Origin of the sequence: Coraliomargarita parva (assembly GCF_027257905.1) — a bacterium.
In the GTDB taxonomy this organism is placed as follows: Bacteria; Verrucomicrobiota; Verrucomicrobiia; order Opitutales; family Coraliomargaritaceae; genus Coraliomargarita_A; species Coraliomargarita_A parva.
Map to the genome: position 1 here is coordinate 103374 of NZ_JAPZEI010000013.1, position 22771 is coordinate 126144.

Consider the following 22771-nt stretch of genomic DNA (forward strand, 5'->3'; position numbering starts at 1 on the left):
GGGAAACTTACTTCTTTATGAGGCAGGGACAATGCCAATTTCGCCGGAAATGACAGGATTGCCCACTGCGCGGTGTAGAAGGCCTTCGAAGCGGTCAATGGTTGCGGACCATGGGTACTTTTCGGCCGTCGCACGTGCAGCGGATGCTATGGTAGGCCAGTCTGCCCGTGCGCGCAAGAGCTGGACGGTTTTTTCCCGGAACGCTTCCGGATCATTGAAGGGCGCCAGATAGCCGTTTTGGCCCTCCTTTATGAATTGAGCGCCGGCCGCGTAATCATAGGTGAGAACGGGCAGGCCGCTGCTCATGGCCTCAATGACCACATTACCAAAGGTTTCCGAGGTGCTACCGAAGAGAAAGAGGTCGGCCGAGGCGTAGTGGCGGGCAAGGTCTTCATCGTAGCGCATGCCGGCAAAATAGACCTCCGGCCAGGTCTTTTGCAGCTTGGCCCGGACCGGGCCGTCGCCGACCACGACCATTTTCAGGGCGGGGCACACCGCGCGGGCGGCTTGCCAGGCTTCCAGCACGAGCGGGATGTCCTTTTCTGCTGCAGCGCGTCCCACGTAGAGGGCGACCGGTGTTTCCGGCTGCACTCCCCACTGCGCCCGGAGTCCGGGATCCCGTTTCGAGGGGGCAAACAGAGCGGTATCCGCGCCGCGGCCGAGCATTTCCAGGCGTTCGACCCCGTCCTTGGACAGGCGTCGGATCAGGCTGGGGTCGGGGACCGTGGTCAGGGCGCAGCGATTGTGGAACCAGCGCAGGTAGGCCATCATGCCCCGTTCCATGAAGGCGGCCCCGTAGTCCGCGCAGTAGTCCTGGAAATTGGTGTGAAAGGTCGAGCTGACCGGGCGTCCGAGGTGCCGCGCGGCCAGTAGGGCGGAGAGTCCGAGCGGGCCCTCGGTTGCGACATGCACAATGTCGGCCTCAAAGTGCTCGAAGGCATGCTCCAGTTGTCCCGGGGCGGGAAGCCCGAGCTTGAGGCCCGCATAATTGGGAATCGGGATGCCGAAGACCTCGTAGATCCGCAGAGCCGGGTGGTCGGAGGGCGTGGCGTCTCGCCGGCGCGGTTTGACCAGCAGGATTTCATGGTCCCGCTCAATCAAGCCGCGCACGAGGCGCTGGTTGGTCATGGCGACGCCATTGACTTCGGGCGGGTAGGTTTCGGTGATGAGGGCAATCCGCATGGCTCGGTTCGGATAAAAGAGTACATGACTAGCGCTGTGGGTTCCCGGTGCAAGGCTGCTAAGATTACAGTTGTGTGACAGGATTCCTGCAGATTTCTGCACTGTATGGATTGAAACTGCCCGCCGGGGCGCTCAAGTTGGGGCCATGTTGATCGCATCCCAGGAACTTCCTCCCATCGGAACCAACGCTTTCGCACTCATCGCCCCCGAGCGCAAGGAGTGTGTCATTATTGATGCCCCGCAAGAGGCTTATAGCTGGGCGCAGGCCGTGGCCGAGAAGCACGATTGCAAGATCGTCGCGCTAATCCTGACCCACGGGCACTGGGACCACATGCTGGACGGGCACAAGTTTGCCGAAGCGGGCATCCCGACCTATGGTCACAAGGCCGACAAGATCATGTTTGCCTCGCCCGAGATCATGGCGTCCTTCAGTATGCCGGGCATGACCATGCCGGCCGTACCGATCGATCATTGGATCGACGAGGGCGACAAGCTCAAGCTGCTGGGCGTCGAGATGGAGATCCGTCACGTGCCGGGGCATTGTCCGGGCAATATCCTGGTCTATGTGCCCTCCGAGGGGGTTGCGTTCGTCGGTGACGCCATTTTTGCCGGCAGCATCGGTCGCTGTGACCTGCCGGGCGGCGATTTTGCCCAATTGAGCGATGCCATCCGTACCCGTATCTATTCACTGCCGCAGGATACGAAGTTGTACCCGGGCCACGGTCCGGAAACCGATGTCGAAACGGAATCGCTGACGAATCCTTATGTGCGTCAGGCTTGATTGATGACCGACTCCCCGCATGAAACCTACATGGCGCGCGCGCTGGCACTGGCGCAGCGGGCCTGGGGCTGTACCCATCCGAATCCGATGGTGGGCGCGGTCATTGTCGAAGCGGGTGAGATTGTGGCCGAAGGCTGGCATCATGCTGCCGGTCAGCCGCATGCCGAGATCGAGGCGCTGCGTGCCTTGGGCCGGCGTCCCGGGCCGGATGCCACGATCTACGTGACTTTGGAGCCCTGCAGCACCCATGGTCGGACCGGGGCCTGCACCCGTGCGATTTTGGATGCGGGCATCCGGCGCGTCGTGGTGGGGGCGGTCGATCCGAATCCCGCACATGCCGGTGCCGGTTTGCAGGTCCTCCGTGATGCCGGGGTGGAGGTGATCGAGGGCATTTTGTCCGGTGCCTGCCGCGACCTGAACCTGATCTTTAACCACTGGATCGTTCATCAGAGCCCCTTGTGTGCGGTCAAGCTGGCCATGACCCTCGACGGCAAGTTTGCCGCCTCAAGCGGGCATTCCCGCTGGGTGACTGGGCCGGAGGCGCGGGGCGATGTCATGCGCTGGCGGCGCTATTTCCCCGCCATCGCGGTGGGGGCGCAGACCGTGCTGGCCGACGATCCGAGCCTGACCAGCCGTATTGAAGGCTTGGATACCTGGTGCCCGGTCCGGTTTGTTTTTGACCGCAGCTTGAAGACGGTCGAGGCGGAGCGCGTTCCCGCACTCTACTCCGACGCGTACAAGGCGCGGACCTGTGTGCTGTGCTCGGTCGATGCGGACCCCGCGCGCAAGGCGCAGCTTTCGTCCCTGGGCATCCGCCACTGGGAACTCCCGGAGGCGGACGGGCATCTGGACTGGACGGCCTTCAAGACGCGTTGCACCGAGGAGGGCATTTGCGGCGTGTATGTGGAAGCGGGTCCGGCGCTGGCCTCGGAACTCATCGCCGCAAAATCAGTCGACTATGCCTACATCTATAAGGCGCCCAAATTCATGCTCGATTCCGATGCGGTCGGTATGGGGCGCGCCCGGGCGACCCAGCGCATGGAGGAAGCCTTCGAGTTGCATGAGATCCATCATGCCGGCTTTGGCTCGGACAGCCTGATCCGCGGGTATTTGGGGTGATACGGGATACGGGATACGGGATACGGGATGCGAGATACGGGGTTCGAGAACCGGCTAGGCGAGGGCGGTGCGGATGAGTGCCTCGGTGCTGGCCTCGGGACCGAGTTGGCTGCTGGCCTTGCGCACGAGCTTGTCGGCTTCGGCCGGCTTGTAGCCGAGGATGACGAGGCTGGCCACGGCATCCTGGAAGCTGCTGGGCGCGGAGGCAGCGGCCGGTATCGTCGTGCTCGGTGATTGCTCGCTGACTCCCTTGGGGAAGACCTTGTCCTTTAGTTCGATGACCAGGCGTTCCGCGGTCTTCTTGCCGATGCCGGGGCATTTGGAAAGCAGGGCGACATCGGAACTGGTGATCGCGCCACGGAGCAATTCGACCGACATGCGGCTCAGGATGCTGATTCCGATCTTCGGGCCGATGCCGGAGACCTTTTCGACCAGCAGACGAAAGAAATCGCGGTCTTCGCGCGTGGCAAAGCCGTAGAGGGTCGCGCTGTCCTCCCGGTAGACCGAATGGATGAACAGGCTGCATTCCTGCCCCAGTGGCGGCACTTTTTCCGCGGTGGTGACCGGAATGTTGACTTCGTAGCCGACGCCCCCCGCGTCAATGACGACCTGCAGGGGCGTGCTTTCCAGGACGGTACCTTTGAGACGGGCGATCATATGTTTGAAGCTTCGATGTTCGTGCCGTCAGCACGGGGCACTAGTCGTTGAGACCGAGTACGTCTTCCATGTTGTAGATGCCGGGGGCCTTGCCCTTGGCCCAGTGGGCGGCGCGCACGGCACCCTGGGCGAAGATCTTGCGGTCGGTGGCACGGTGGGTCAGTTCGATCCGCTCGCCGTCCCCGATGAAATAAACCGTATGTTCGCCCACGATGTCGCCGCCGCGGAGGGCATGCACACCGATCTGCTTGGCCGGTCGCGCCCCGATCAGGCCTTCGCGGCCATGGATCACTTCTTCCTGGCCCAGCTGGTAGGCTTCCATCAAAATTTCGATCAGGCGTTCGGCGGTGCCGCTGGGAGCGTCCTTCTTGTGGTGGTGGTGCATCTCCATGACTTCCGGCTCATAGCGCTCGCCGAGGATATTGGCGGCCTTGCGGGTCAGGTAGTTCAGGGTATTGACCCCGACCGAGTAGTTGCCGGCCCAGATGACCGGGATCTTGCCTTCGACCGCGGCGAGGATCTCGCTACGCTCTTCGGGCGTGTGGCCGGTTGTGCCGATGACCAGCGGCAGGTTCTTTTCGGCGGCCAGCTTGGCGATGACCGGGGTGACCTCGTGGAAGCTGAAGTCGATGACGGCGTCGCAGGCGTCGATCAGGTCGGCCGGATTGTCACCGGCATCACAGGATGCGGTGATCACGGCGTCGTTGTCTTCCGCGCAGGCGGCGATTGCGAGGCCCATGCGGCCTTTGGAACCATTCAGTAGGATACGGAGAGGCATGTTGAAATCAGTGTTGGCTTAGGTGTTGGGCAGCAGGCTGAGCTCCTGCATGAGGCCGTCGAGGACCGAGCGGGTTTCGTCGGAGAGCCCGCAGAGCGGGAGGCGGACCTCATCCGATGCGATGATGCCGGCCTGCTTCAGTGCATACTTGATCGGCACAGGATTCGGCTCGAGGAAGATGGCCTTGAAGAAGGGCAGGTACTTGAGGAAGGTTTCGCGGGCGGTCGCGTAGTCGTTGTCATTGGCCGCCTTCACCATGGCGACTAGGGGGGCTACGATCAGATTGGAGGCCACGCTGATCACGCCGTTTGCGCCGCAGGACATGAAGGGCAGGGTGAGCCCGTCATCCCCGCTCAGCACATTATAGTCCGGGCCCAGGGTACGTACATACTCGCTGACCTTTTCGCAGGAGCCCTCGGCCGCCTTCATCGCACAGACGTGCGGGTACTTCTCGTAGAGGCGGGCGGCGACGTCGACCGAGATCTCGATCCCGCAACGGGACGGGATGGAGTAGAGGATGATCGGCTTTTCCGTGACTGCGGCGATTTGACTGAAATGTTGGAACAGTCCCTCCTGGCTGGGCTTGTTGTAGTAGGGGGCGACGACCAGGAATCCGTCGGCACCGGCGGATTCGGCGCGCTGGGTCAATTCCACGGCCTCGGTGGTCGAGTTGGAGCCCGTTCCGGCGATCACCGGCTTCAGTCCGCCCGTGGCCCGCACCGTGGCACGGATGACCTCGATGTGCTCCTTGTGGTCGAGGGTGGGCGACTCCCCGGTCGTGCCGACCGGTACCAGACCGTCAATCCCGCCTGCCAGTTGATGGGCCACCAGGGCCTCCAGTCCGGCAAAATCGACCGCACCATCCCGCATCGGGGTGGCCAATGCGGTGAAAACTCCGTAAAATTGATTTGTCTTCATGCTTCCTAACAAAAACTATGTTGCTGGCCTGCGGCCATTCTGATGCCATACAAGGTCGATATCATCCTGCCAGTTCAACAGAAAATTTCGATCCCCTCTGCATTATGTCGGTTCTAGAAACATTTCATGGCCTCCTCTCGCTCGCAGTTGAAAATGGTGCCAGCGATATTCACATCAAGTCGAACAAGCCGGCTTTCCTCCGCCTGAGCGGACATTTGGAGTCGGTCGAGATGGATCCGATTCCGCCTTCCGCGGTGCGCGAGTTCGTGGAGCAGACCATTCCCGAAGAGTTCTACGACGACTGGCACCGCCATCGTCAGATTGACTACTCCTACCGTGTGGAGGGTGTCGGGCGCTTCCGGGTGAACGGTTTCCTGCAGCGTGGCCTGCCCAGCGTGGTCATGCGTCACGTCAGCGACCACCCGCCGACATTCGAGGATCTGCATATCGACGGGGATACCCTGGCCAACCTCTGTGCCGAGAAAGACGGCATCGTGCTGCTCTGCGGTCCGACCGGTTCGGGTAAGAGCTCGACCCTCGCGTCGATGATCAACTACATCAACCACACCTACGATAAGCATATCGTTACGCTGGAGGACCCGATCGAATTTACCTACACCGACATCAAGTCGATCATCAACCAGCGGGAGATCGGGATCGACTGCCCGACCTTCGCCCAGGGCATGCGCGCCGTGCTGCGTCAGGACCCGGACGTTATCCTGGTCGGGGAAATGCGTGACCGCGATACCTTTGAGACCGCCCTCCAGGCCTCGGAAACCGGTCACTTGGTCTTTGGCACCCTGCACGCCTCCAATGCGCAGCAGGCCGTGCAACGTCTCTTCGAGTTCTTCCCCGAGGAACGCAAGCATGCCATGCAGCGCCAGATCGCCGGCGCCCTGCGTGCCACCATCACGCAAAAACTGCTGCCCGCCCTTGAAGGCGGCGGCCGTTTGCCTATCGCCGAAACCTTCATCGTCGACTCCCTGGCCCGCAAAACCATCATGGAAGGTCGGTTTGAGAAGATCGAAGCCGTCATCGAAGCGAACGAGGACAATGGCTCCAAGACCTTCAACCAGGACCTCTACCGCCTGGTCAAGGCCGGCAGGATCACCCGCGAGGATGCGCTCAACAATTCCCCGAACCCGCGTCAGCTCGAGATGAACCTCAAGGGCATCTTCCTCAGCTCCGGCGGTATCGTGCAGTAAAGCGTACGGGACCGGGTGTGTCCGGCTTCTCTAGGATAGTCGACCCACGGCTTGCCCAGCCGTAGTTCATTCGGGAGCTGTGTTGTCCGGCTTCTCTTTGATACGCCGGGACATGCTTCGTTCGCCGAAACAAGTTTCGGACGAAGCATGGCAGGGGCGGCGGGACTCGTTCCGAGCGCGCTTAGCGCGCGACAAGACCGGGCCGGCTTTGCCGGAACCGGACCACCCATGGGTGAGAGGCCGGACGTGCCTGGCCGAATGGCAGGGGCGGCGGGACTCGAACCCACGACCAACGGTTTAGAAAACCGCTGCTCTATCCAACTGAGCTACGCCCCCAGATGAATGGGGCGAGCAAAGCCATTCTGTCTGAACAGTCAATACGAAGTCTTGCGAAGAGGTCTCAAAGGCTACGCTGGAGCAGGAAGGCGGTGGCGCCGTCGTGGCGGCATTCCCAGGGGAGGCAGTGGACGGACTCGAGGAGCTGGAAGGCCTGGCCGGACTTGGATTTGAGGAAGGCGTCGATGAGTACCTGGTTTTCTTCGGGCTCGATACTGCAGGTGCTGTAGACGAACTTGCCGCCGGGCTTGACGAAGCGGGCGGCGGAGTGGATGAGCTGTTGCTGAAGTTTGGCACAGGCGGGGATGTCCTTGGGGGCGAGGCGCCATTTCACATCGGTGCGCCGTTGGATCACGCCGGTATTGGAGCAGGGGGCGTCGAGCATGACTGCATCGTAGCTGTCCGGCAGTGCCTGTTCCGCGAAGGCTTCCTTTGACAGCTCCAGCACATCGGAGGGGAGAATGGTGGCTTGCAGCTTTTCGGAGCGGAGCTTGTTCAGATTTTCCTCGAGTCGTTCGATCCGCTTGCCGGGGAGGTCGACGGCCACGAGGCAGCCCTCACCCTGCATTCTGTGGGCGAGGTCGAAGGCCTTGCCGCCGGGAGAGGCACAGAGGTCCAGCACGCACTCGCCGGGTTGGGGGGCGAGGAGGGCGGTGGCCCGGCGGGTGGAGGGGTCCTTGATGTAGGCGCGACCCTCGGCGAGCAGCGCCTGTACCGCATCGGAGTGCAGCTCGGCGGAGCGGATTCGGAAGAAGCCGGGCCATTCCGTGGCTTCCAAGCCCTCGGGAACATCGGCGGGATCGTAAATCCGGAGGTAGGTGTCGGGGATGCCCTGATTCCATTCGAGAAGCGCTTTGCAGGCATCCGCGCCAAAGACGGCTTCCCAGTGGCTGACCAGCCAGGCGGGGTGGCTGTAGTAGGCGGCGGCGCTTTTTTCGGGGGATTGTGCCTCCAGTGCCGCGGGCAATTTCCGCAGCAGAGCATTGAGAAAGCCGCTCTCGGAGGCCTTGGCCAGGGCTTTGGCCTGTTCGACCGCGTGGTGGATGATCTTGGGGGCTTTCTCTTCGGGGGCATCGAGGAGCTCGTAGCCCGCGACCAGCAGGACCGCCTCCAGTTCGGGGCGTGGCGCCCGGCGGACAAAGGGGTTGAGTGCGGCCCGCACGCGGAAACCGTGGCGCAGGGCACCCAGAAAAAGAGATTGGCAGACCGCGCGCCGCTCTCCTACAAAGGAATCCGGCAACTCGGCCAGCAGCTGGTTTGCCTTCTTGTTTTCTGCCAGATACGCCGATGTCAGGAGAACGGCTGCTCCCCAAGCTGTGGCATTCTTGCTGGATAAGGCGAATTTAACACTTCTCATCGTCGTAAAAACTGTGCATAGTTCACCGTTTACGACTTAGACAAGCATTCGCAACCCATTATGAATAAAGAGGCCATAGACGCGCTCATCGAAAAAAATCCCAAGCTGGTTTCGTCCCGATCGAAACTGGAAGCCATGGCTCCTGGGAATTATTGCCTGCACCGGAGCTGGGGCTTCGGCAAGATCGTCGACTACAATGCCGCCGAAGACCGCATCATCATCGACTTCGAGGAAGGCAAGCAAGGCCACGCCATGGCTCCGGCCTTCTGTGTCGACAAGCTCGACGTCCTTCCGGCTGAAGACATCCTCGTCCGTTCCCGCACCGAGCCCGAGGTGATCGAGGAAATGATCAAGAAGCGCCCGGCCGACCTGATCTGCGACATTCTGGCGACTTCCAGCGACCAGGCCATGATGCCGTCCGAGATCGAGCGCATCCTTTCCCGCCTGATGGGGCCGATCAAGTACAAGAAGTGGTGGACCGCGACCAAGAAGCTTCTGGTCAAGGACCCGCGCATCGGTGTGCCGAACAAGAAGACCGAGCCCTATATCCTGCGTGACGAGCCGGTCAAGCCGGAGGAGGAAATCCTCGAGCAGTTCCACGGCACCAAGAACTCGAAGCAGAAGATCGAACTGGGTGAAAAGCTGTACGCGCTGTCCGAAAACATTTCCGTGATCAAGGAAGAGCTGCCGGAGATCCTGTCTGCGCTGACCGACGCGATCGCCAATGCCAAGAGCCTGAGCCAGGCGGACCGCCTGCACGGTGTCTGGGTGCGTAACAACCTCGCCCGCGAGCTGCATGAGGATGTCGAAGCCCTCGAGCCGTCCTCCGCCTCGATCCTCGACGCGACCGCAGACTACTCGCAACTGGCCGATGACCTGCCGACGCAGTACTACAAGCGCTACGTCGACCTGATCCGCCGCACCTATCCGGACAAGTGGCAGCAAATGGTGGAGGACCTGCTCCGCAATTCCAGCGGCAAGTTCACCAGCGAATGTATCAATTTCATGCTCGAGCAGGACATGCAGGACCGCATCAGCTACTGCCTGAACCGCTGGCTCAACGAGCAAACCATCAAGGGCCCGCTGCTCTTCTGGGTGGTTAAGAACCGCGCTTCCAAGAAGTACGCGCCGATCATCGATCCGCTGGTCACGCCGCGCCTGCTGGCCGCCATGTTCTACGCGATCGACTACGAGGCCCTGCAAAACGCCAGCGCCCGTCGTATTCCCCTGGCCGACCTGCTCAGTGATGACGACGGCCTGATCCCGGACCTGCTGGCCGAAGCCAATGTGGAAACCGCCCGCGACCTGGCCCAGACCCTTCTGCTCAACCAGGGCTTTGAAGACCTGACCAAGAAGTCGCTGCTGGCCCGCTTCATCAAGAAGTTCCCCAGCATCCAGAGCCTGATCGCCGGCGAAGCGGCATCCACTTCCGAGGAGGATGCGCTCATCGTTTCGCAAAAGAGCTTCGAAGAGGCCAAGGCCGAGTACGAGGAACTCATCGCCAAGAAGATCCCGGAGAACAAGGAAGCGATCGCGGTTGCGCGTGAGCACGGTGACCTTAAGGAAAACTCCGAGTACAAGATGGCCCGTCAGGACCAGGACATCCTGCTCTCCCGCAAGAACGAGTTGGAAGTCGACCTGTCCCGTGCCCGTGTGACCGACTTCAGCGAAGCCAACACCGAAAACGTCGGTATCGGCAGCATCGTCGAGCTCAAGCAAGGTTCTTCCGGCAACAGCCAAAGCTACTCGATCCTGGGGGCTTGGGACAGTGATCCGGACAACAATGTCCTTTCCTATAAGACGCCGCTGGCCCAACAACTTCTGGGCAAGACCGTCGGTGATTCCGTCACCACCAAGATCAGTGGTGCCGAGGAGAACTGGACGATCCTCAAGATCGAACGCTGGGTCGAAAAGCAGTAAGCCCGCACTTACCATTTTGAATCAAAGCGCCCGTGCACACCGCCGGGCGCTTTTTTTGCGGGCTCATGGTTCATTTGCCGGAAAAGGCCTCGTTGGGCAGGCGGATCCCGCCAAGCCGCCCTTTCGTGTCTGTAGTCGGGGACTTGTTCTTCACGGGTGATTTCACCTGACAGGCAGTAAAACAAAAGTTCCTCCTCTTTTCAAGGGGAGGGGGACCGCGAAGCGGTGGAGGGGTTCTGGCTCTACTACTTAGCGAGGCCATTCCGACAGGCTTATACCACTTCGAAAAAATTCTGGTAGTTTATGTGCTGCGTGATTTTGGAGCAGCGCAAGGCATCGGCGGACGCGCGGAAGCGCATCCCTCCAGAAATGACTCCAGTCTCTATGCATCGCAGAATGGAGGAAGGACCTTGCTCGCGCCTGCATGTCGTAGCACGAGTTCAGGCCTGCGAGCTGGAATCGTACGGACGACTAGCCGGTTGTTTCCACATCCGTATGGCTTTCGACCTTCGGTAAGGTCGTGGCGATGGCCAGGGGCAGAAGGATGACGCAGGCGCCGATCAGGTAGGTGGTTTGCGAGCCGAGGGTGAAGTAGCAGAAGGCGGCGGCGAGCGGACCGACGGCGCGGGCAAAGGAACCGGCCGAGCGGTAGACGCCGAGCGCGGCGCCCTGTTCCGACTCGTCGGAGTACAGGGAAACCAGGGCGCTGAGGGTCGGGCTGGACAGTCCGACCGCGAGTGCCATGAGCGCGAGGGCGGTAAAGAAGAGACCGAGGGAGAGGGCCAGCGCGAGGGCGGAAAAGGCGCAGATGCCGGCGAGCAGTCCGGTCAGGGCCAGACGCTTCTCGCCGACCGGTTTGGCCAACCGGCGCACCAGTCCGCCCTGCACGAGGATGAGGACAAAGCCGACAAAGACGAACATCATGCCGTTCTTCGCGGGCGTGAACTGGAAGCGCTCTACCGCGAGGAAGGTGAGGGTGAACTCCATGCCGCTGAAAGCCAGCATGAAGATGAGGTAGACCATGTTGGTCCGCCGTGTGGCCGGGGGGCCGCTGCGGAAGATGCGGAATACCTGCAGGCTGCGGGGAGCCGGGGCGCGCTCACGCTTGCTCGCCGGCAGGGTTTCCTCAAAGCGTCGCTTGACCAGGACCAGGTTGGCAATGGCTAGAACGAGACTGACCAGTGCGGCGATGGAGAAGGGATTCACCCCGAAGCGTGCCAGACCGGGAAAATGATCGAGCAGGTTCAACTGCGAGCTGATGCCGCCGATGGCCGGCCCCACGATGAAGCCGAGCCCGAAAGCGATGCCAATGATGGCCATGCCGCCGGCCCGCTTTTCGCGCGAGGTGACGTCCGCGACGGCGGCAGTGGCGACCGAAAGGTTGCCGCCCATGGCACCGCCGATGATGCGGGCCAGGACCAGGATCCAGAAGGATTGGGCCAGGCACCAGGCCAGATAGCTCAGGGCCAGTCCGCTGATGGTGATGAGCAGGACCTTGCGACGGCCGACCCGGTCGGAATACGCACCCCAGAGCGGGGCGCAGACAAACTGTAGCAGCGAATAGAGCGAGCCCAGAATGCCGCCGAAGAGCACCGCGGTCATGAACTTCGGGTCGGCCGCACCGGAGGCTTCCGCCATGCGGGCCAGTGGCTCGATGCACTGGCCCAGTAGGCTGCCATTCCCGCTCCCCGAGGGGAGGTAGTAGTCCAGCATGGCCGGAAAGAGCGGGAAGATGATGGAAAAGCCGACGAGGTCGAGAAAGAGGGTAAGGAAGACAATACCCAGCGTTTGCCGGCGCTGTCGGGCCGCCGGATCGTTATTGGTAGGTTTGGGCATTTAAGACTTGGGATGTCCGAACTTGCGGCTGAGTGCCGCATGCACATTGGGAGGGATCAAGTGCCTCTCTCTGTCCGTAAACTTGAAGACCTGTTTGACCAGGTTTGAGCTGGTGAAGAAGAACTGCTCGTTCGGCATGAGGAAAATCGTCTCGACGGTTTCGTCCAAGTGGCGGTTCATCTGGGCCATTTGAAACTCGTGTTCGAAGTCCGAGACCGCCCGGAGTCCCCGGATGAGTGCAACTGCTTTCTCGCGCTTGGCCAAATCGACAATCAGGCCATCAAATGCCAAGACTTCGATGTTGGGCCGCCCAACCAGGTTTTCCCGGATCAGCTCGACCCGTTCTTCCGGGGTGAACAGCGGTTGTTTCGAGGCGTTTCGTGCAACGGCGACGACCACTTTATCAAAAATATGGCGTGCGCGGTTGATCACATCGAGGTGTCCATTGGTAATTGGGTCAAATGAACCCGGATAAATACCTTTTTTCATACCGCCTTCGATACAGATCATGTTTGGCGCGAAGTCCAACCTTTCCTGAGTTGTAGCCGAAGTTGTGAAACTTTGGATGCCTTTGGCAGGCCTCCAAAGTCAGGCAAATTCTGTTCCGGCAGAATGATTTGCAGCAGAATGATTCTGTCTAAAATGCGACAGTGTGTACGTCGAAATCGCTGTCGCGCTTTCGCTACAAGGGGGGGCTGATTTCAGCCTTGTGCTGTTCGAATGATGGCTAGGGGCGGGCGACTGTGACCAGAAACTGGAGATAGGGCGGGAAGAAGCGGTCAAAGGCCTCGATGTGGGGGAGGTGTCCAATCCCTTCCAGTTCCACGAGCTGGGCATCCGGGATGGCTGCGGCGGCCTTGCGTCCGAGCTCGGGATAATTCCCCAGTTGGGCACGCAGTTCGGGGCTGACGCTGCCTTTTCCGAGTGCGGTGCGGTCCCGTTGGCCGATGACCAAGAGGACCGGCATGCTAAGTTCGGGAAATTCATAGACCACCGGTTGGGTGAAGACCATGTCGTAGGTGAGTGCCTGGTTCCAAGCCATGCGCGGGTACTCCGGGCTTTGCGTAAAGGAAGCCAGTTGTTCCACCCAGGGATCGTAGGCGGCTTTCCACTTGCCGTCATAGTAGGAATCGAGCTGGTAGGCGCGGATCTTTTCGGCGGTCTTCTTGAGCTCGCCGGCGTACCACTGGTCGATGCTATGGTAGGGGACCCCCTTGGCCTTCCAGTCCTCCAGCCCGATCGGGTTCAGCAGGGTGAGGCTGAGCGTCTGTTCCGGGTACATCAGGGCGAAACGGGTCGCGAGCATGCCGCCCATGGAATGGCCGAGTACGTGCACCGGGCCGGCCTCGACCGCGTCCAGCAGTTCCGCGGTATTCGCAGCAAGCTGTTGGAAGCTGTACTGGTAGTGTGCCGGCTTGCTGGATTTGCCGAAGCCGATCTGGTCCGGGATGAGGACCCGGTAGCCGACAGCGCTCAGGGCCCGGGCCGTGGTTTCAAAATAGCTGCCGGAGAAGTTCTTGCCGTGGAGCAGGAGGACGGTGCCCCGGGCGGTCGCGGTTTCGGGCGCCACGTCCATATAGGCCATCTCCAGGTCCTGTTGCTGGTTGCTCAAGCGGTGGATCTTGGCGGGATAGGGGTAGTCCACCTGTTCCAGACGGATTCCGGTTTGGGCGGAGAGGATCGACCCGGCGGCGAGCAGGAAACTGAGGGCGTATCGTATCATGAGCTGAGCATAGGGAGGAATGCGCGACGCTGCAAATTCGGGGGGCAGTCTTTCAGCCCGGTCGGAATGATTTTTGGCTAGCCCTTATCCCCACAATCGACAGCCTTGTAGGCGTGAATCTGCCGAACTTATTAACGCTTTCTCGAATTCCGATCCTCTTCGGGATCGTGGCATTGCTGTATGCGCCCTTCACCGGCGCGAGCACCCTGGCTTTCATCCTCTTTGTGATCGGGGCGCTGACCGACTGGGCGGACGGGTATTACGCCCGCAAAATGAAATTGGTCTCCAATTTCGGCAAGTTGATGGACGCGCTGACGGACAAGGTCTTCATGGTCGGTCTCTTCATCACCCTGCTTTCGGTCGAGATCCTGCCCGAGGTCTGGGCGCTGCCGCTGCTGCTCCTGATCCTTAGTCGCGAATTCCTGATTACCGGGCTACGCCTGGTGGCCGCCAGTTCCGGCATCGTGCTCGCCGCCGAAAAATCCGGCAAGCACAAGACGGTTTCCCAGATCGTTTCCGCCATTCTTCTGCTGCTGGCCATGGCGGTGCGTAGTGACTTTCCTAATACCTTTCCGACCTGGATCGGTGACAGCCTGCACATCGGGGGACTCGTGTTCTTCGTGATTGCCACCGTATTGACGGTTTCCTCGGGCACGATGTACATGACCAAGTATTGGTCGATCTTTACCGGGCAGGATGCAGGGAAGGGCGGATCGGATGAGTCGTAAATTTCTCTGGGCTCAACTCATGCCCACGCATGTCGTGGTCAATCTGGCAACACTGGGACCCTTGGGACGTGTCAAGAAGGGCCCCGGTACGGTCGGCAGCGTTGCCGGCATCCTGTTGTACTGCGTGCTGTTTCATTATGCTTCGCCCTTTGCCTACCTTTTGCTGGCTGCGGTGCTGGCCTATGCGGCCATGGCGATCTGCGACACTGCGGAAGAGCGCCTGCAGATGCGCGATCCGGGCATGATCGTACTGGACGAGTTTGTGGCGGTGCCGCTGGTCTTTCTCGGGATGAACGGTCCTGGTGGCCTGGTGGCCCAACATGGAGGTTGGCCCGTTCTGCTGGGTGGTTTCGTACTCTTCCGCTTTTTCGACATCCTCAAGCCGCTGGGGATCTCCCGCCTGCAGAACCTGCCGGGTGGTGTCGGCTGTGTGGCCGACGATTTGGCCGCCGGATTAGCTGCCTGCCTGACCTTGCAAATCCTGCTCTTCTGGGTCTTTTAAGCAGCTTTTGAAATGAAGTTGCTGGATAAACTGGAAAAGCGTTTTGGGCATTGGGGGCTGTCGCATCTGGCCATGTACATCGTCATGGGCCAAGTGCTCGCTTATGGGCTCATCCTGTTTCAGCGCCTCTCGATCAACTCCCTCTTGCTCGTCCCCGCGGCGATCATCGAGGGGCACGAGTACTGGCGACTGATCACCTTTATCATTTGCCCGCCCTATATCACCAGTTCACCCATGGGGGTCGTGTTTCTCGCGTTCTACTGGATGATCTTCTGGTTCTGCGCCAATAGCATCGAAGAGGCCCTGGGCACGTTCAGACTGACGGTATATCTGCTGCTGGGGGTGGTCTTTTCGATTGTCGCGGCCTTCCTCGGGCACCTGATCTCGCCCGTGCCGATGATAGCAGTCATCCCGAAGTTCTTGTATTTCAGCGTCTTCCTTGCCTTTGCCACGCTCTTCCCGAATGTTGAATTCAGGATTTATTTTGTCCTCCCGGTCAAGGTGAAGTGGCTGGCCTGGATCCTGGCGGTCTATCTCGGCTTCCTGTTCATTTTTTCCCCGAGTATGGGCTATCGCGTGGCGATTCTCGGACCGGTCTTGAACTATATTATCTTTTTCGCTCCATGGCTGTTCCGCGGCTTGGAGAACCGCCAGCGGCGTTCGAACTTCAAAGCAAAAGCGAAAGAGGCGCAGGAAGCCGCTTTTCATACCTGCAGCCGTTGCGGTGCGACCGACAAGACCCACCCGGAACGGCATTTCCGCTACAAGACCGTGGATGGCGAGGCCGTTTGCCTCTGTGATGCCTGTCGTGAGTCGGGAACCGACTCCGCGCCAAAGGCGTAGACCGATCTAGACCGGCGGGAGGGGCAGGTCCAGACTGATCGCGACACAACGGATGAGGGCGTATTCGTCCTTTTCAACGCGACCGTCGGATTGAATGACGGCGAGGGCCCCTTCGAAAATGATTTTCTTTTGAGGAGGCGGCAGGTCGGCGAGTGTCTCTAGCGTCGACTCCAGTTCTTGCAGGCTGATGGCTTCGCGGGGGAGTCTCCGGGCCCGCTGGAGAAGGTAGCGGTTACATTGCTTGGCACCGGCCGTGAAACCCTTGTTGAGGGCTTCGCCGGACGCACTACCGGCATAGCTGAGGGCGGAGAGTAGGCGCTCGATATGCGGTGCGAGCTGGGCGGGTGGCATGGGGCGGAAGCGTCGCGCCGGGTTACGCTTGCGCTTCAGGTAAAGCTTGGCGCTGCGCAGGATGGCCAGCTCCTCGGGAGTGATCGACTGGTCGGCCTCCGCCAGTTCGGTCATGCAGGCGATGAGCGCTTCCATCGGTTTGAGCCCGTCGGAGGTGCCTGCGCTCAGGCAGTGCTGGAGCAGGGCGAAGCGCTGCCGGTTGGGCATGCCGGCGAATTTCTTCGTCCATTGTGCGGTGCGTTGAGCCATGTCCGGGCCGAGGGCCTTACGGACGATGGCTTGAGCGGCATCGGGGGCGAGCTCTTCGGCGGCATCCGCCTGGAGTGCCAGGATGGCGGCCCGGGCTTCGGCCGGATCTGCGCTGATGGCTTCCTTTTCGCTGGCGATGGCGCCCTGCATCTGGTCGGCGCTGAGTATCGCGGCGGCGGTCAGGGTGCCGACCTTGCGGATGAAGTCCTTATCGGCCTGGCCGCTGGATGCCGTCTTTGGCGGCTCTTTCTTTTTCACCGGCACGAAGATGAATTTGCCGTCCCAGTTCGGTTCGATCGCACGGATACGCTGCTCCAGTGGCGGGTGGGTGGCAAAGGGGCTGGATAAATTGCCGGAGAGTGCGGTGGCAAAGAAAATATGGGCTGCTTCCTCGGCGTGCGGATGCCGGATCAGGGAGCGGTGTGAATGGCCCCCGATTTTCTTGAGTGCGTCGGCGATCCCCAGCGGGTTGCGCGTGAATTGGACGGCGGCGGCATCTGCAAGAAATTCGCGCTGGCGTGAGATCGCGCTCTGAATCAGACGTCCGAAAAAGACGCCGATGTAGCCGATGCACATGACCAGGAAGGCGATGATAAAGATGATAATCAAGCCGCCTCCTTCTCCCTTACGGCTGGAGCGGGAGCGCCGGCGGCTGGAATCGCTCATGACGCGGAGCATGCTGCGTCCACTCACCGCAATCGCTAGGAGTCCGAAGAGGACGCCCATCAGACGGATGTTGAGGCGCATATCCCCGTTTAGGATATGACTGAACTCATGGGCCACCACGGCCTGCAGTTCGTCCCGGTTGAGCTTTTCGATGGCTCCACGGGTGAGGCTGATGACGGCGTCCGAGGTGGTGTAGCCTGCGGCAAAGCCATTGATGCCGCCCTGCGGCATGAGAAAGACCTGGGGCACCGGAACGCCCGAGGCGATTGCCATTTCCTCGACTACGTTGAGCAACTTGCGCTCGTCGGGGTCCTTTGTCTTGGGGGATACGAGGCGCCCACCGAGGGATCTCGCCACGTAGGCGCCCCCTTGCCGGAGCTCCCGGATCTTATGCAGGGAGCAGAAACAGATGAAGCCGCTGACCCCGACGAGGGTGGCGAGAAAGAGATCGGGGTGGTAGAGGGTGACCGCCTGGTTCCGGTGAGAGGCATTGTCGGCGAACAAAGAATAGTAGCCGAACAGGACGACGCCGTACAGTGCGACCGTGATACAGAGCACCGACAGGATGAAGAGCAGCACCATCCATTTGGTGCGCTTGCGGGCAAACTCCTGCGCGCTGAAGAAGTCCATGGCGCCTGACGGAAGGGCCGGTTAGAATTGCACCTTGGGCGCTTCGCGGACCGCTTCGTCCTTCACTTCGAACATTTCCGCTTTCTGGAAATTGAAGGTGTTGGCGATGATCACGGACGGGAAGACCTCGCACTTGGTATTGTAGGTCATGACCGCGTCGTTGTAGGCCTGCCGTGCGAATGCGATCTTGTTTTCGGTCGAGGTCAACTCTTCGGTCAACTGCGCCATGTTCTGGTTGGCTTTCAGCTCCGGGTAGGCCTCGGACAGTGCGAAGAAGCGTGACATCGCCCCGGTGAGTGCGGTTTCCGCACCGGCCAGGCTGCGGATGGCGTCGGGGTTGCCGGGATCGCCGGCCGCCTGTTTGCCGGCAGCCACGGCTGTGTTACGCGCGGCAATCACCGCTTCCAGCGTTTCACGCTCGTGCTTGAGATAGGCTTTGGCTGTCTCTACCAGGTTGGGGATGAGGTCGTAGCGGCGCTTCAGTTGCACGTCGATCTGGGCGAAGGCGTTCTTGAACCGGTTGCGCAGTTGGACGAGCCCGTTGTACGCGCCCACCACGAAGAGGCCGACGACGGCAATGAAAAAGAGAATCAGGCCAAGTAGTATCCAGACAGCAATCATAGTAGGGATGGTTGAAGCCTTACTCTGCCGGGCCTTGCCTTATCCTGCAATGGAAAGTTTTCCTTTTTGCCGGAGCGTCAAGAGCGCCTCAGCGGGTGAGTTCCCCGGCCAGTTTCTCCAGGCGTTTTTCCGAGACTTTTTGTGCGGTGCCGAGTTCCTGCGCATAGACGGAGACTTTGAATTCCTCCAGCAGCATACGGTAGGGCTTGGCGCTTGCCGTTCCGAGTTTCTTTTCGAGCTGTTTCAATTGTGCCTCGAAGGGGGCCACGCGCTTGGCTTTGTCCATGTCTCGCTGGATGTTTTCCTTGGCGCGTTCGGCGCGGAGGATCATGGCTTTGAGGAAGCGCGTGAGGTGGGGGAGTTCGTCGAATTCGTATTCGTCCAGCAGTGAGGCCGGCACCAACTGGTCGAGTTGCGCGCGCATGCCGGGATAGGAGAGGGCCTTGCTTGTTCGCTTCTTTTCCAGAATCAGGCTGGCCGTCTGTTGTTCGGAGAGGAGGGCGCGCAGGCGGTCCATGAGCTGCATGAGGATGCCTCGCCGTTCGGTATCCGCCTGTTTGCAGGCGGCCTCGAAGCGTCCGGCACTGAGCGGGAGCACTTGCGTTGTGCGAAAGAGATGGCGGCGGAGGTGGGCCCATGCGGCGGGCCGGACGGTGTCGGCGTTGCCCAGGGGGAGGAGGAGAGCGCCCAGTTGCTTGAGGTCTTTCAGGTCGCGCTGCATCCAAGCGAGTTCGCGGCCCAGCACGATTTCACCCAGCCGGGGCCAGGCGACGGCGCTCGCCTTCAGGGCGGAGGCCCGGTCCGGAAGGAGGCGTAGGTGGACCTGTTCGTTCTCCAGTACGAGTGCGGGGTAGGCCTTGAGTGGCAGGCCCGCTTCGCCGGAGAGGTCGATCGATTCCGGCAGGTCGCCGAAGGTCCAGTCCTGAAGGTTTTCTTTTTCGATCCGGCCGGCTGCGGCCTGCCAGGCGGGGATGGAGGACAGGCCCTCGCCCTTCGACGCCTTGTTCGCCTGTTGGCTCAGCGATGCCTTGAGTGCATCCAGGTCGCGTCCGGCGGCCAGCGATTCGCCGGATGTATTCTGGATCTGAATACGTGGCTTCAGGTGGTCGGGCAGCTCGGTCCTGGCCCATTCGTCCTTGTAGGTCTGGATGCCGAAGTCGCGCTTGAGCAGGGCCGCGAGTTGATCCCGCAGGGATTCCTCGGAGGGGCGCACCTGTTTGCGCAGTTCGGCCGCACGTTCTTTCAGCGGATGCAAGGCCACGCGTATCGGTTTGGGCAGTCCGCGCAGCAGGCTTTCGATCTTGGCTTCGATATGGCCGGGCACCGCCCAGTCCAGGGTGCCTTCGCGCAAGGCGTCCAGCTGGGCGATCGGGACCTGCAGGGTCACGCCGTCCGCCTCGCTACCGGGCTCATTGCGGTAGTTCAAGGGCAGGCTCACCCCGCCGATAGCCACCGCCTTGGGAAACTCGAGATCCGTGTCGTCCGCATCGGCCGACGGCAGCAGATCGTCGAGCCGGGCCTTGAGGAAGTCCAGGGGGCCGCCGTACTGCTTTTTTGCGAAACGACGCAGTTCGGCATAGGAGCCGCAAGCCCGCAGGCGTTGACGGTAAAAGTCGAAGAGCCGGTCTTCCACCACGGCCGAGGAGCCCAGACGACGCCGTACCAGCTCGGATTCGGCTTCTTCGCGCAGGCTGCGGTTGTGCTTGAGGAAGTCGGGTTCCTCCTTGATCCCTTCCTCGACCAGGCCGCAACGCACGAAGATATCGGTCGCGGTTTCCGCATCCACCTGTGTGAAGCTCACATTACGGCGGTCGATTTCCAGGCCGAAGAGCAACTTCCGCTGCTTGCAAAGCGCCGCCGCCTGTTTTTCGCTCCAGAAGGGCTCGGAGTGGGAAACCTGGATCAGGTCGGCGGCGAGTTCCTCCACCCATTGCACCTCGATCTTGGCTGCGGTGCGCGCGTAAAGACGGCTGGTTTCCATCCATTCCCCGCAGACGATCCAGTCGGGCGCGCTGGTCTTGGAGGGCGCGGATTTCCCTTTCTTGGCATAGGCCGCCTTGCGGATTTTTTTAGCCGTTTCGTGGTCGAAGAGGCCGGAGCCGGGGAAGAGCATGGCTTTCCGGTTGCGCGGACCGCGATAATCGTGCCCCGCCTCCTTGGTGGCGATATTACTGAGAAGGCCGGTCAGGATCGACCGGTGAATCGCAGGATAGTTGTTTGTTGTTTGTTGACCGTTGTTGGTTGTTGCAGGGTGTAACGACTGTTCTCTGCTTTTCCTTGGGCGCAGATCCTTGAGAATCCGGCTGAGCTGCTGATGGATGTCCCGCCACTCCCGCATGCGCTGGTAGGAGAGAAAGTGCGTCTTGCAGAACTTCCGCAACTGGCTCTGGGAGAGCCGCTCCAGTTCGTCGTGGTAGCTGTTCCAAATATTGAGCAGGGAGAGAAAGTCGGATTCCGGATGGATGAAGCGCTTCTGCATCTCATCCGCCTCCTTGGTCTTTTCGGACGGGCGTTCCCGCGGGTCTTGAATGGACAGGGCGGCGGCGATGACACAGACGTCTTCGGAGGCCCCTTCGCGCTCGGCCTGCAGCAGCATGCGTCCGACGGTGGGGTCGACCGGGAGCTGGGCCAGCTTGCGCCCCAGGCCTGTGACCCGGAAACTGGGGTCGGGCGTGTCGTCCTTGATCCCTCGGACGGCTCCAAGTTCGGACAGCAGGCGAAAGCCGCCGCGTATGGCGTTTTCCGTGGGCGGTTCGATAAAGGGGAAGCTGCGGATGTCTCCCAGACGGAAAGCCAGCATGCGCAGGATGACCGTCGCGAGGTTGGAGCGGTGGATTTCCGGAGTGGTGAAGCGTGGGCGGGAGAGGTAGTCCTGTTCCGAATACAGCCGGTAGCAGACCCCGTTGCTGACGCGTCCGCAGCGGCCCTTGCGCTGGTCGGCGCTCGACTGGGCCACCGGCTCGATCGGCAGTCGCAAGGTGTGGGAATGCGGACTGTACCGGCTGATCCGGGCCAGACCGGTATCGACCACGTAACGGATGCCCGGCACGGTCAACGAGGTCTCTGCGATATTGGTGGCGAGGATCACGCGCCGGCGTCCGCCAGGATGGAAAATGCGCTGCTGATCGGCATTGGCCAGACGGCCATAGAGGGGGAGCAGGTCGCAGTGCCGGGCCGGGCTGTCCTCCAGCAGGCGTCTGAGTTCGTGGATGTCGCGCTCGCCGGGTAGGAAGACGAGAATGTCGCCGATCTGGTTCTCGTCGAGGATCTCGCGGACGATTTCCGCGGCCGCCTCGATATAGTTCAGGTCTTCGGCTTCTTCGCCGATATCCTCGATCGGGCGGTAGAGGGTATCAACCGGATACATACGTCCGGAGACCTCGATGATAGGGGCATCGTCAAAGGCCTTTGAAAAACGTTCCGTGTCGATCGTGGCCGAGGTGATGATTACCTTCAGGTCGCTGCGCTGCTTGAGAATCTGTCGGAGACAGCCGAGGATGAAATCGATATTCAGGCTCCGCTCGTGGGCCTCGTCGATGACGATGGCCTCGTAGGCGCTGAGCAGGGGATCGTCCTGCAGTTCGTTGAGCAGGATCCCGTCGGTCATGACCTTGATGCTGGTGTCGGCACCGGTCTTGTCGGTGAAGCGGATCTTTGCGCCGACTTCCTTGCCGAAGTTGACTTTCAATTCCTCCGCGATGCGTTGAGCGACGGAGAGGGCGGCGACCCGGCGGGGTTGGGTGCAGCCGATCAGCCGTTCCTGTCCCAGTCCGCATTCGATCAGGTACTTCGGGAGCTGGGTGGTCTTGCCCGAACCGGTTTCCCCCGCGATGACGACCACCGGATTGTCACGGACCGTGCGAATGATCTCCTCCCGCCGGGCATGGATCGGGAGGTCGCCGCTGTAAGTCGGATGAAGCTGTGGCTTGGTCGGCATCGCTGGAATCAAAGCAGCCGAATACGCAGGATTCTTCCGCAGGCGTCAAGTGGGGAGGCGGGGGCTATATGCGGGATACGGGATGCGAGATATGGGATGCGGGACCACCCCGTCTTCCGCTCTGCGGAATCCACCCCTCCTGAGTCAGGAGGGGAACTTGATTGGCGCATTGTCAGAGTGCCCTCATTGGAAAGGCGAGGCGGGACATTTCAGATAAACCTCAGTGGCAGGGGGACCTCGATTCAGATAAAGTGCCTCTACTTTTCAGCAATGTTGAGTCACACGTGGGCATGCAAGCTCCTCACCTGCTTGCAGCAACTGTGTCTTTATACAAGTTGTTTTTCATAATTTTTCAGCAGGGACTGTATGTGAATGAGTAGCTTTCGCATGGCCGCAGTGATGGCCCATTTGTAAGGCTTTCCTTTTTCGAAC

18 protein-coding genes and 1 tRNA gene are annotated in these 22771 nt (G+C 60.8%); 7 read left to right on the forward strand and 12 right to left on the reverse strand.

Features of this window, described 5'->3' with window-relative positions; translation table 11 throughout:
• Positions 1-15 precede the first annotated feature (15 nt).
• Positions 16-1182: a glycosyltransferase family 4 protein gene (locus tag O2597_RS16955; RefSeq protein ID WP_269526718.1), complete on the reverse strand. Its 1167-nt coding sequence runs from the start codon at positions 1180-1182 to the stop codon at positions 16-18.
• A gap of 145 nt (positions 1183-1327) precedes the next feature.
• Here O2597_RS16955 and O2597_RS16960 point away from each other — a divergent pair, with 145 nt between their 5' ends.
• Together O2597_RS16960 and ribD are read left to right on the forward strand one after the other, a co-directional pair.
• Positions 1328-1963, forward strand: a complete 636-nt coding sequence (locus O2597_RS16960; protein WP_269526720.1) for an MBL fold metallo-hydrolase — start codon at positions 1328-1330, stop codon at positions 1961-1963.
• A 3-nt stretch (positions 1964-1966) separates the two neighbouring features.
• On the forward strand, positions 1967-3082 hold the full coding sequence (gene ribD, locus O2597_RS16965; protein WP_269526722.1) for a bifunctional diaminohydroxyphosphoribosylaminopyrimidine deaminase/5-amino-6-(5-phosphoribosylamino)uracil reductase RibD: 1116 nt from the start codon (positions 1967-1969) through the stop codon (positions 3080-3082).
• Between the two features lie 54 nt (positions 3083-3136).
• Here the strand turns inward: ribD and ruvA are convergent, their stop codons facing one another.
• The 3 genes from ruvA to dapA are packed head-to-tail and all read right to left on the reverse strand — an operon-like array spanning position 3137 to position 5435.
• Complete coding sequence (gene ruvA / locus O2597_RS16970; protein ID WP_269526723.1) at positions 3137-3739, reverse strand: Holliday junction branch migration protein RuvA; 603 nt, start codon at positions 3737-3739, stop codon at positions 3137-3139.
• 40 nt (positions 3740-3779) lie between these two features.
• Positions 3780-4517, reverse strand: coding sequence for a 4-hydroxy-tetrahydrodipicolinate reductase (gene dapB / locus O2597_RS16975; RefSeq protein ID WP_269526725.1), 738 nt, complete (start codon positions 4515-4517; stop codon positions 3780-3782).
• An 18-nt stretch (positions 4518-4535) separates the two neighbouring features.
• Entirely contained in the window at positions 4536-5435 is a 900-nt protein-coding gene (gene dapA / locus O2597_RS16980) for a 4-hydroxy-tetrahydrodipicolinate synthase (RefSeq protein WP_269526727.1), read from the reverse strand.
• Positions 5436-5539: 104 nt separating this feature from the next.
• Here dapA and O2597_RS16985 point away from each other — a divergent pair, with 104 nt between their 5' ends.
• On the forward strand, positions 5540-6640 hold the full coding sequence (locus O2597_RS16985; protein WP_269526729.1) for a type IV pilus twitching motility protein PilT: 1101 nt from the start codon (positions 5540-5542) through the stop codon (positions 6638-6640).
• Between the two features lie 259 nt (positions 6641-6899).
• Here O2597_RS16985 and O2597_RS16990 read toward each other — a convergent pair.
• Together O2597_RS16990 and O2597_RS16995 are read right to left on the reverse strand one after the other, a co-directional pair.
• A tRNA-Arg gene (locus O2597_RS16990) sits at positions 6900-6976 on the reverse strand.
• A 64-nt stretch (positions 6977-7040) separates the two neighbouring features.
• A complete protein-coding gene (locus tag O2597_RS16995) occupies positions 7041-8333 on the reverse strand; it encodes an RsmB/NOP family class I SAM-dependent RNA methyltransferase (protein ID WP_269526731.1) in 1293 nt (430 codons plus the stop codon).
• A gap of 60 nt (positions 8334-8393) precedes the next feature.
• Here O2597_RS16995 and greA point away from each other — a divergent pair, with 60 nt between their 5' ends.
• The gene (gene greA / locus O2597_RS17000; protein ID WP_269526733.1) at positions 8394-10253 is read left to right on the forward strand and encodes a transcription elongation factor GreA; all 1860 of its coding nucleotides are present in this window, start codon (positions 8394-8396) and stop codon (positions 10251-10253) included.
• A 471-nt stretch (positions 10254-10724) separates the two neighbouring features.
• Here greA and O2597_RS17005 read toward each other — a convergent pair whose 3' ends face one another.
• The 3 genes from O2597_RS17005 to O2597_RS17015 all read right to left on the reverse strand — a co-directional run bounded on the left by O2597_RS17005 (position 10725) and on the right by O2597_RS17015 (position 13812).
• The gene (locus tag O2597_RS17005; RefSeq protein ID WP_269526735.1) at positions 10725-12089 is read right to left on the reverse strand and encodes an MFS transporter; all 1365 of its coding nucleotides are present in this window, start codon (positions 12087-12089) and stop codon (positions 10725-10727) included.
• On the reverse strand, positions 12090-12578 hold the full coding sequence (coaD, locus tag O2597_RS17010; protein ID WP_269526737.1) for a pantetheine-phosphate adenylyltransferase: 489 nt from the start codon (positions 12576-12578) through the stop codon (positions 12090-12092).
• A 238-nt stretch (positions 12579-12816) separates the two neighbouring features.
• Complete coding sequence (locus tag O2597_RS17015) at positions 12817-13812, reverse strand: alpha/beta fold hydrolase (RefSeq protein ID WP_269526739.1); 996 nt, start codon at positions 13810-13812, stop codon at positions 12817-12819.
• Positions 13813-13925: 113 nt separating this feature from the next.
• On the opposite strand from O2597_RS17015, the gene pgsA reads away from it, so the two are divergent.
• The 3 genes from pgsA to O2597_RS17030 are packed head-to-tail and all read left to right on the forward strand — an operon-like array spanning position 13926 to position 15885.
• A complete protein-coding gene (gene pgsA, locus O2597_RS17020; protein WP_269526741.1) occupies positions 13926-14540 on the forward strand; it encodes a CDP-diacylglycerol--glycerol-3-phosphate 3-phosphatidyltransferase in 615 nt (204 codons plus the stop codon).
• Positions 14530-15042 carry a phosphatidylglycerophosphatase A family protein gene (locus tag O2597_RS17025; RefSeq protein WP_269526743.1) on the forward strand — a complete coding sequence of 171 codons (513 nt, stop codon included), beginning with the start codon at positions 14530-14532 and terminating at the stop codon, positions 15040-15042. The genes pgsA and O2597_RS17025 overlap by 11 nt, the downstream gene beginning before the upstream one ends.
• 12 nt (positions 15043-15054) lie before the next feature.
• Positions 15055-15885, forward strand: a complete 831-nt coding sequence (locus tag O2597_RS17030) for a hypothetical protein (protein ID WP_269526745.1) — start codon at positions 15055-15057, stop codon at positions 15883-15885.
• A 6-nt stretch (positions 15886-15891) separates the two neighbouring features.
• On the opposite strand, the gene O2597_RS17035 is transcribed toward O2597_RS17030, so the two are convergent.
• The 3 genes from O2597_RS17035 to hrpA form a co-directional block, all read right to left on the reverse strand.
• Positions 15892-17781: a M48 family metallopeptidase gene (locus O2597_RS17035; RefSeq protein ID WP_269526747.1), complete on the reverse strand. Its 1890-nt coding sequence runs from the start codon at positions 17779-17781 to the stop codon at positions 15892-15894.
• A 21-nt stretch (positions 17782-17802) separates the two neighbouring features.
• Positions 17803-18402 carry a LemA family protein gene (locus O2597_RS17040; protein ID WP_269526749.1) on the reverse strand — a complete coding sequence of 200 codons (600 nt, stop codon included), beginning with the start codon at positions 18400-18402 and terminating at the stop codon, positions 17803-17805.
• Between the two features lie 88 nt (positions 18403-18490).
• On the reverse strand, positions 18491-22339 hold the full coding sequence (gene hrpA, locus O2597_RS17045; protein WP_269526750.1) for an ATP-dependent RNA helicase HrpA: 3849 nt from the start codon (positions 22337-22339) through the stop codon (positions 18491-18493).
• Between the last annotated feature and the right edge of the window lie 432 nt (positions 22340-22771).

What these genes read in the sequence shown, in the direction of transcription:
- O2597_RS16955 (WP_269526718.1), bottom strand. Translation starts at nt 1,182, where the DNA reads ATGCGGATTGCCCTCATCACCGAAACCTACCCGCCCGAAGTCAATGGC.
- O2597_RS17025 (WP_269526743.1), top strand. Translation starts at nt 14,530, where the DNA reads ATGAGTCGTAAATTTCTCTGGGCTCAACTCATGCCCACGCATGTCGTG.
- O2597_RS17015 (WP_269526739.1), bottom strand. Translation starts at nt 13,812, where the DNA reads ATGATACGATACGCCCTCAGTTTCCTGCTCGCCGCCGGGTCGATCCTC.
- coaD (WP_269526737.1), bottom strand. Translation starts at nt 12,578, where the DNA reads ATGAAAAAAGGTATTTATCCGGGTTCATTTGACCCAATTACCAATGGA.
- O2597_RS16995 (WP_269526731.1), bottom strand. Translation starts at nt 8,333, where the DNA reads ATGAGAAGTGTTAAATTCGCCTTATCCAGCAAGAATGCCACAGCTTGG.
- ribD (WP_269526722.1), top strand. Translation starts at nt 1,967, where the DNA reads ATGACCGACTCCCCGCATGAAACCTACATGGCGCGCGCGCTGGCACTG.
- dapB (WP_269526725.1), bottom strand. Translation starts at nt 4,517, where the DNA reads ATGCCTCTCCGTATCCTACTGAATGGTTCCAAAGGCCGCATGGGCCTC.
- hrpA (WP_269526750.1), bottom strand. Translation starts at nt 22,339, where the DNA reads ATGCCGACCAAGCCACAGCTTCATCCGACTTACAGCGGCGACCTCCCG.
- ruvA (WP_269526723.1), bottom strand. Translation starts at nt 3,739, where the DNA reads ATGATCGCCCGTCTCAAAGGTACCGTCCTGGAAAGCACGCCCCTGCAG.
- O2597_RS16960 (WP_269526720.1), top strand. Translation starts at nt 1,328, where the DNA reads ATGTTGATCGCATCCCAGGAACTTCCTCCCATCGGAACCAACGCTTTC.
- greA (WP_269526733.1), top strand. Translation starts at nt 8,394, where the DNA reads ATGAATAAAGAGGCCATAGACGCGCTCATCGAAAAAAATCCCAAGCTG.
- dapA (WP_269526727.1), bottom strand. Translation starts at nt 5,435, where the DNA reads ATGAAGACAAATCAATTTTACGGAGTTTTCACCGCATTGGCCACCCCG.
- O2597_RS17040 (WP_269526749.1), bottom strand. Translation starts at nt 18,402, where the DNA reads ATGATTGCTGTCTGGATACTACTTGGCCTGATTCTCTTTTTCATTGCC.
- O2597_RS17005 (WP_269526735.1), bottom strand. Translation starts at nt 12,089, where the DNA reads ATGCCCAAACCTACCAATAACGATCCGGCGGCCCGACAGCGCCGGCAA.
- O2597_RS17035 (WP_269526747.1), bottom strand. Translation starts at nt 17,781, where the DNA reads ATGGACTTCTTCAGCGCGCAGGAGTTTGCCCGCAAGCGCACCAAATGG.
- O2597_RS16985 (WP_269526729.1), top strand. Translation starts at nt 5,540, where the DNA reads ATGTCGGTTCTAGAAACATTTCATGGCCTCCTCTCGCTCGCAGTTGAA.
- O2597_RS17030 (WP_269526745.1), top strand. Translation starts at nt 15,055, where the DNA reads ATGAAGTTGCTGGATAAACTGGAAAAGCGTTTTGGGCATTGGGGGCTG.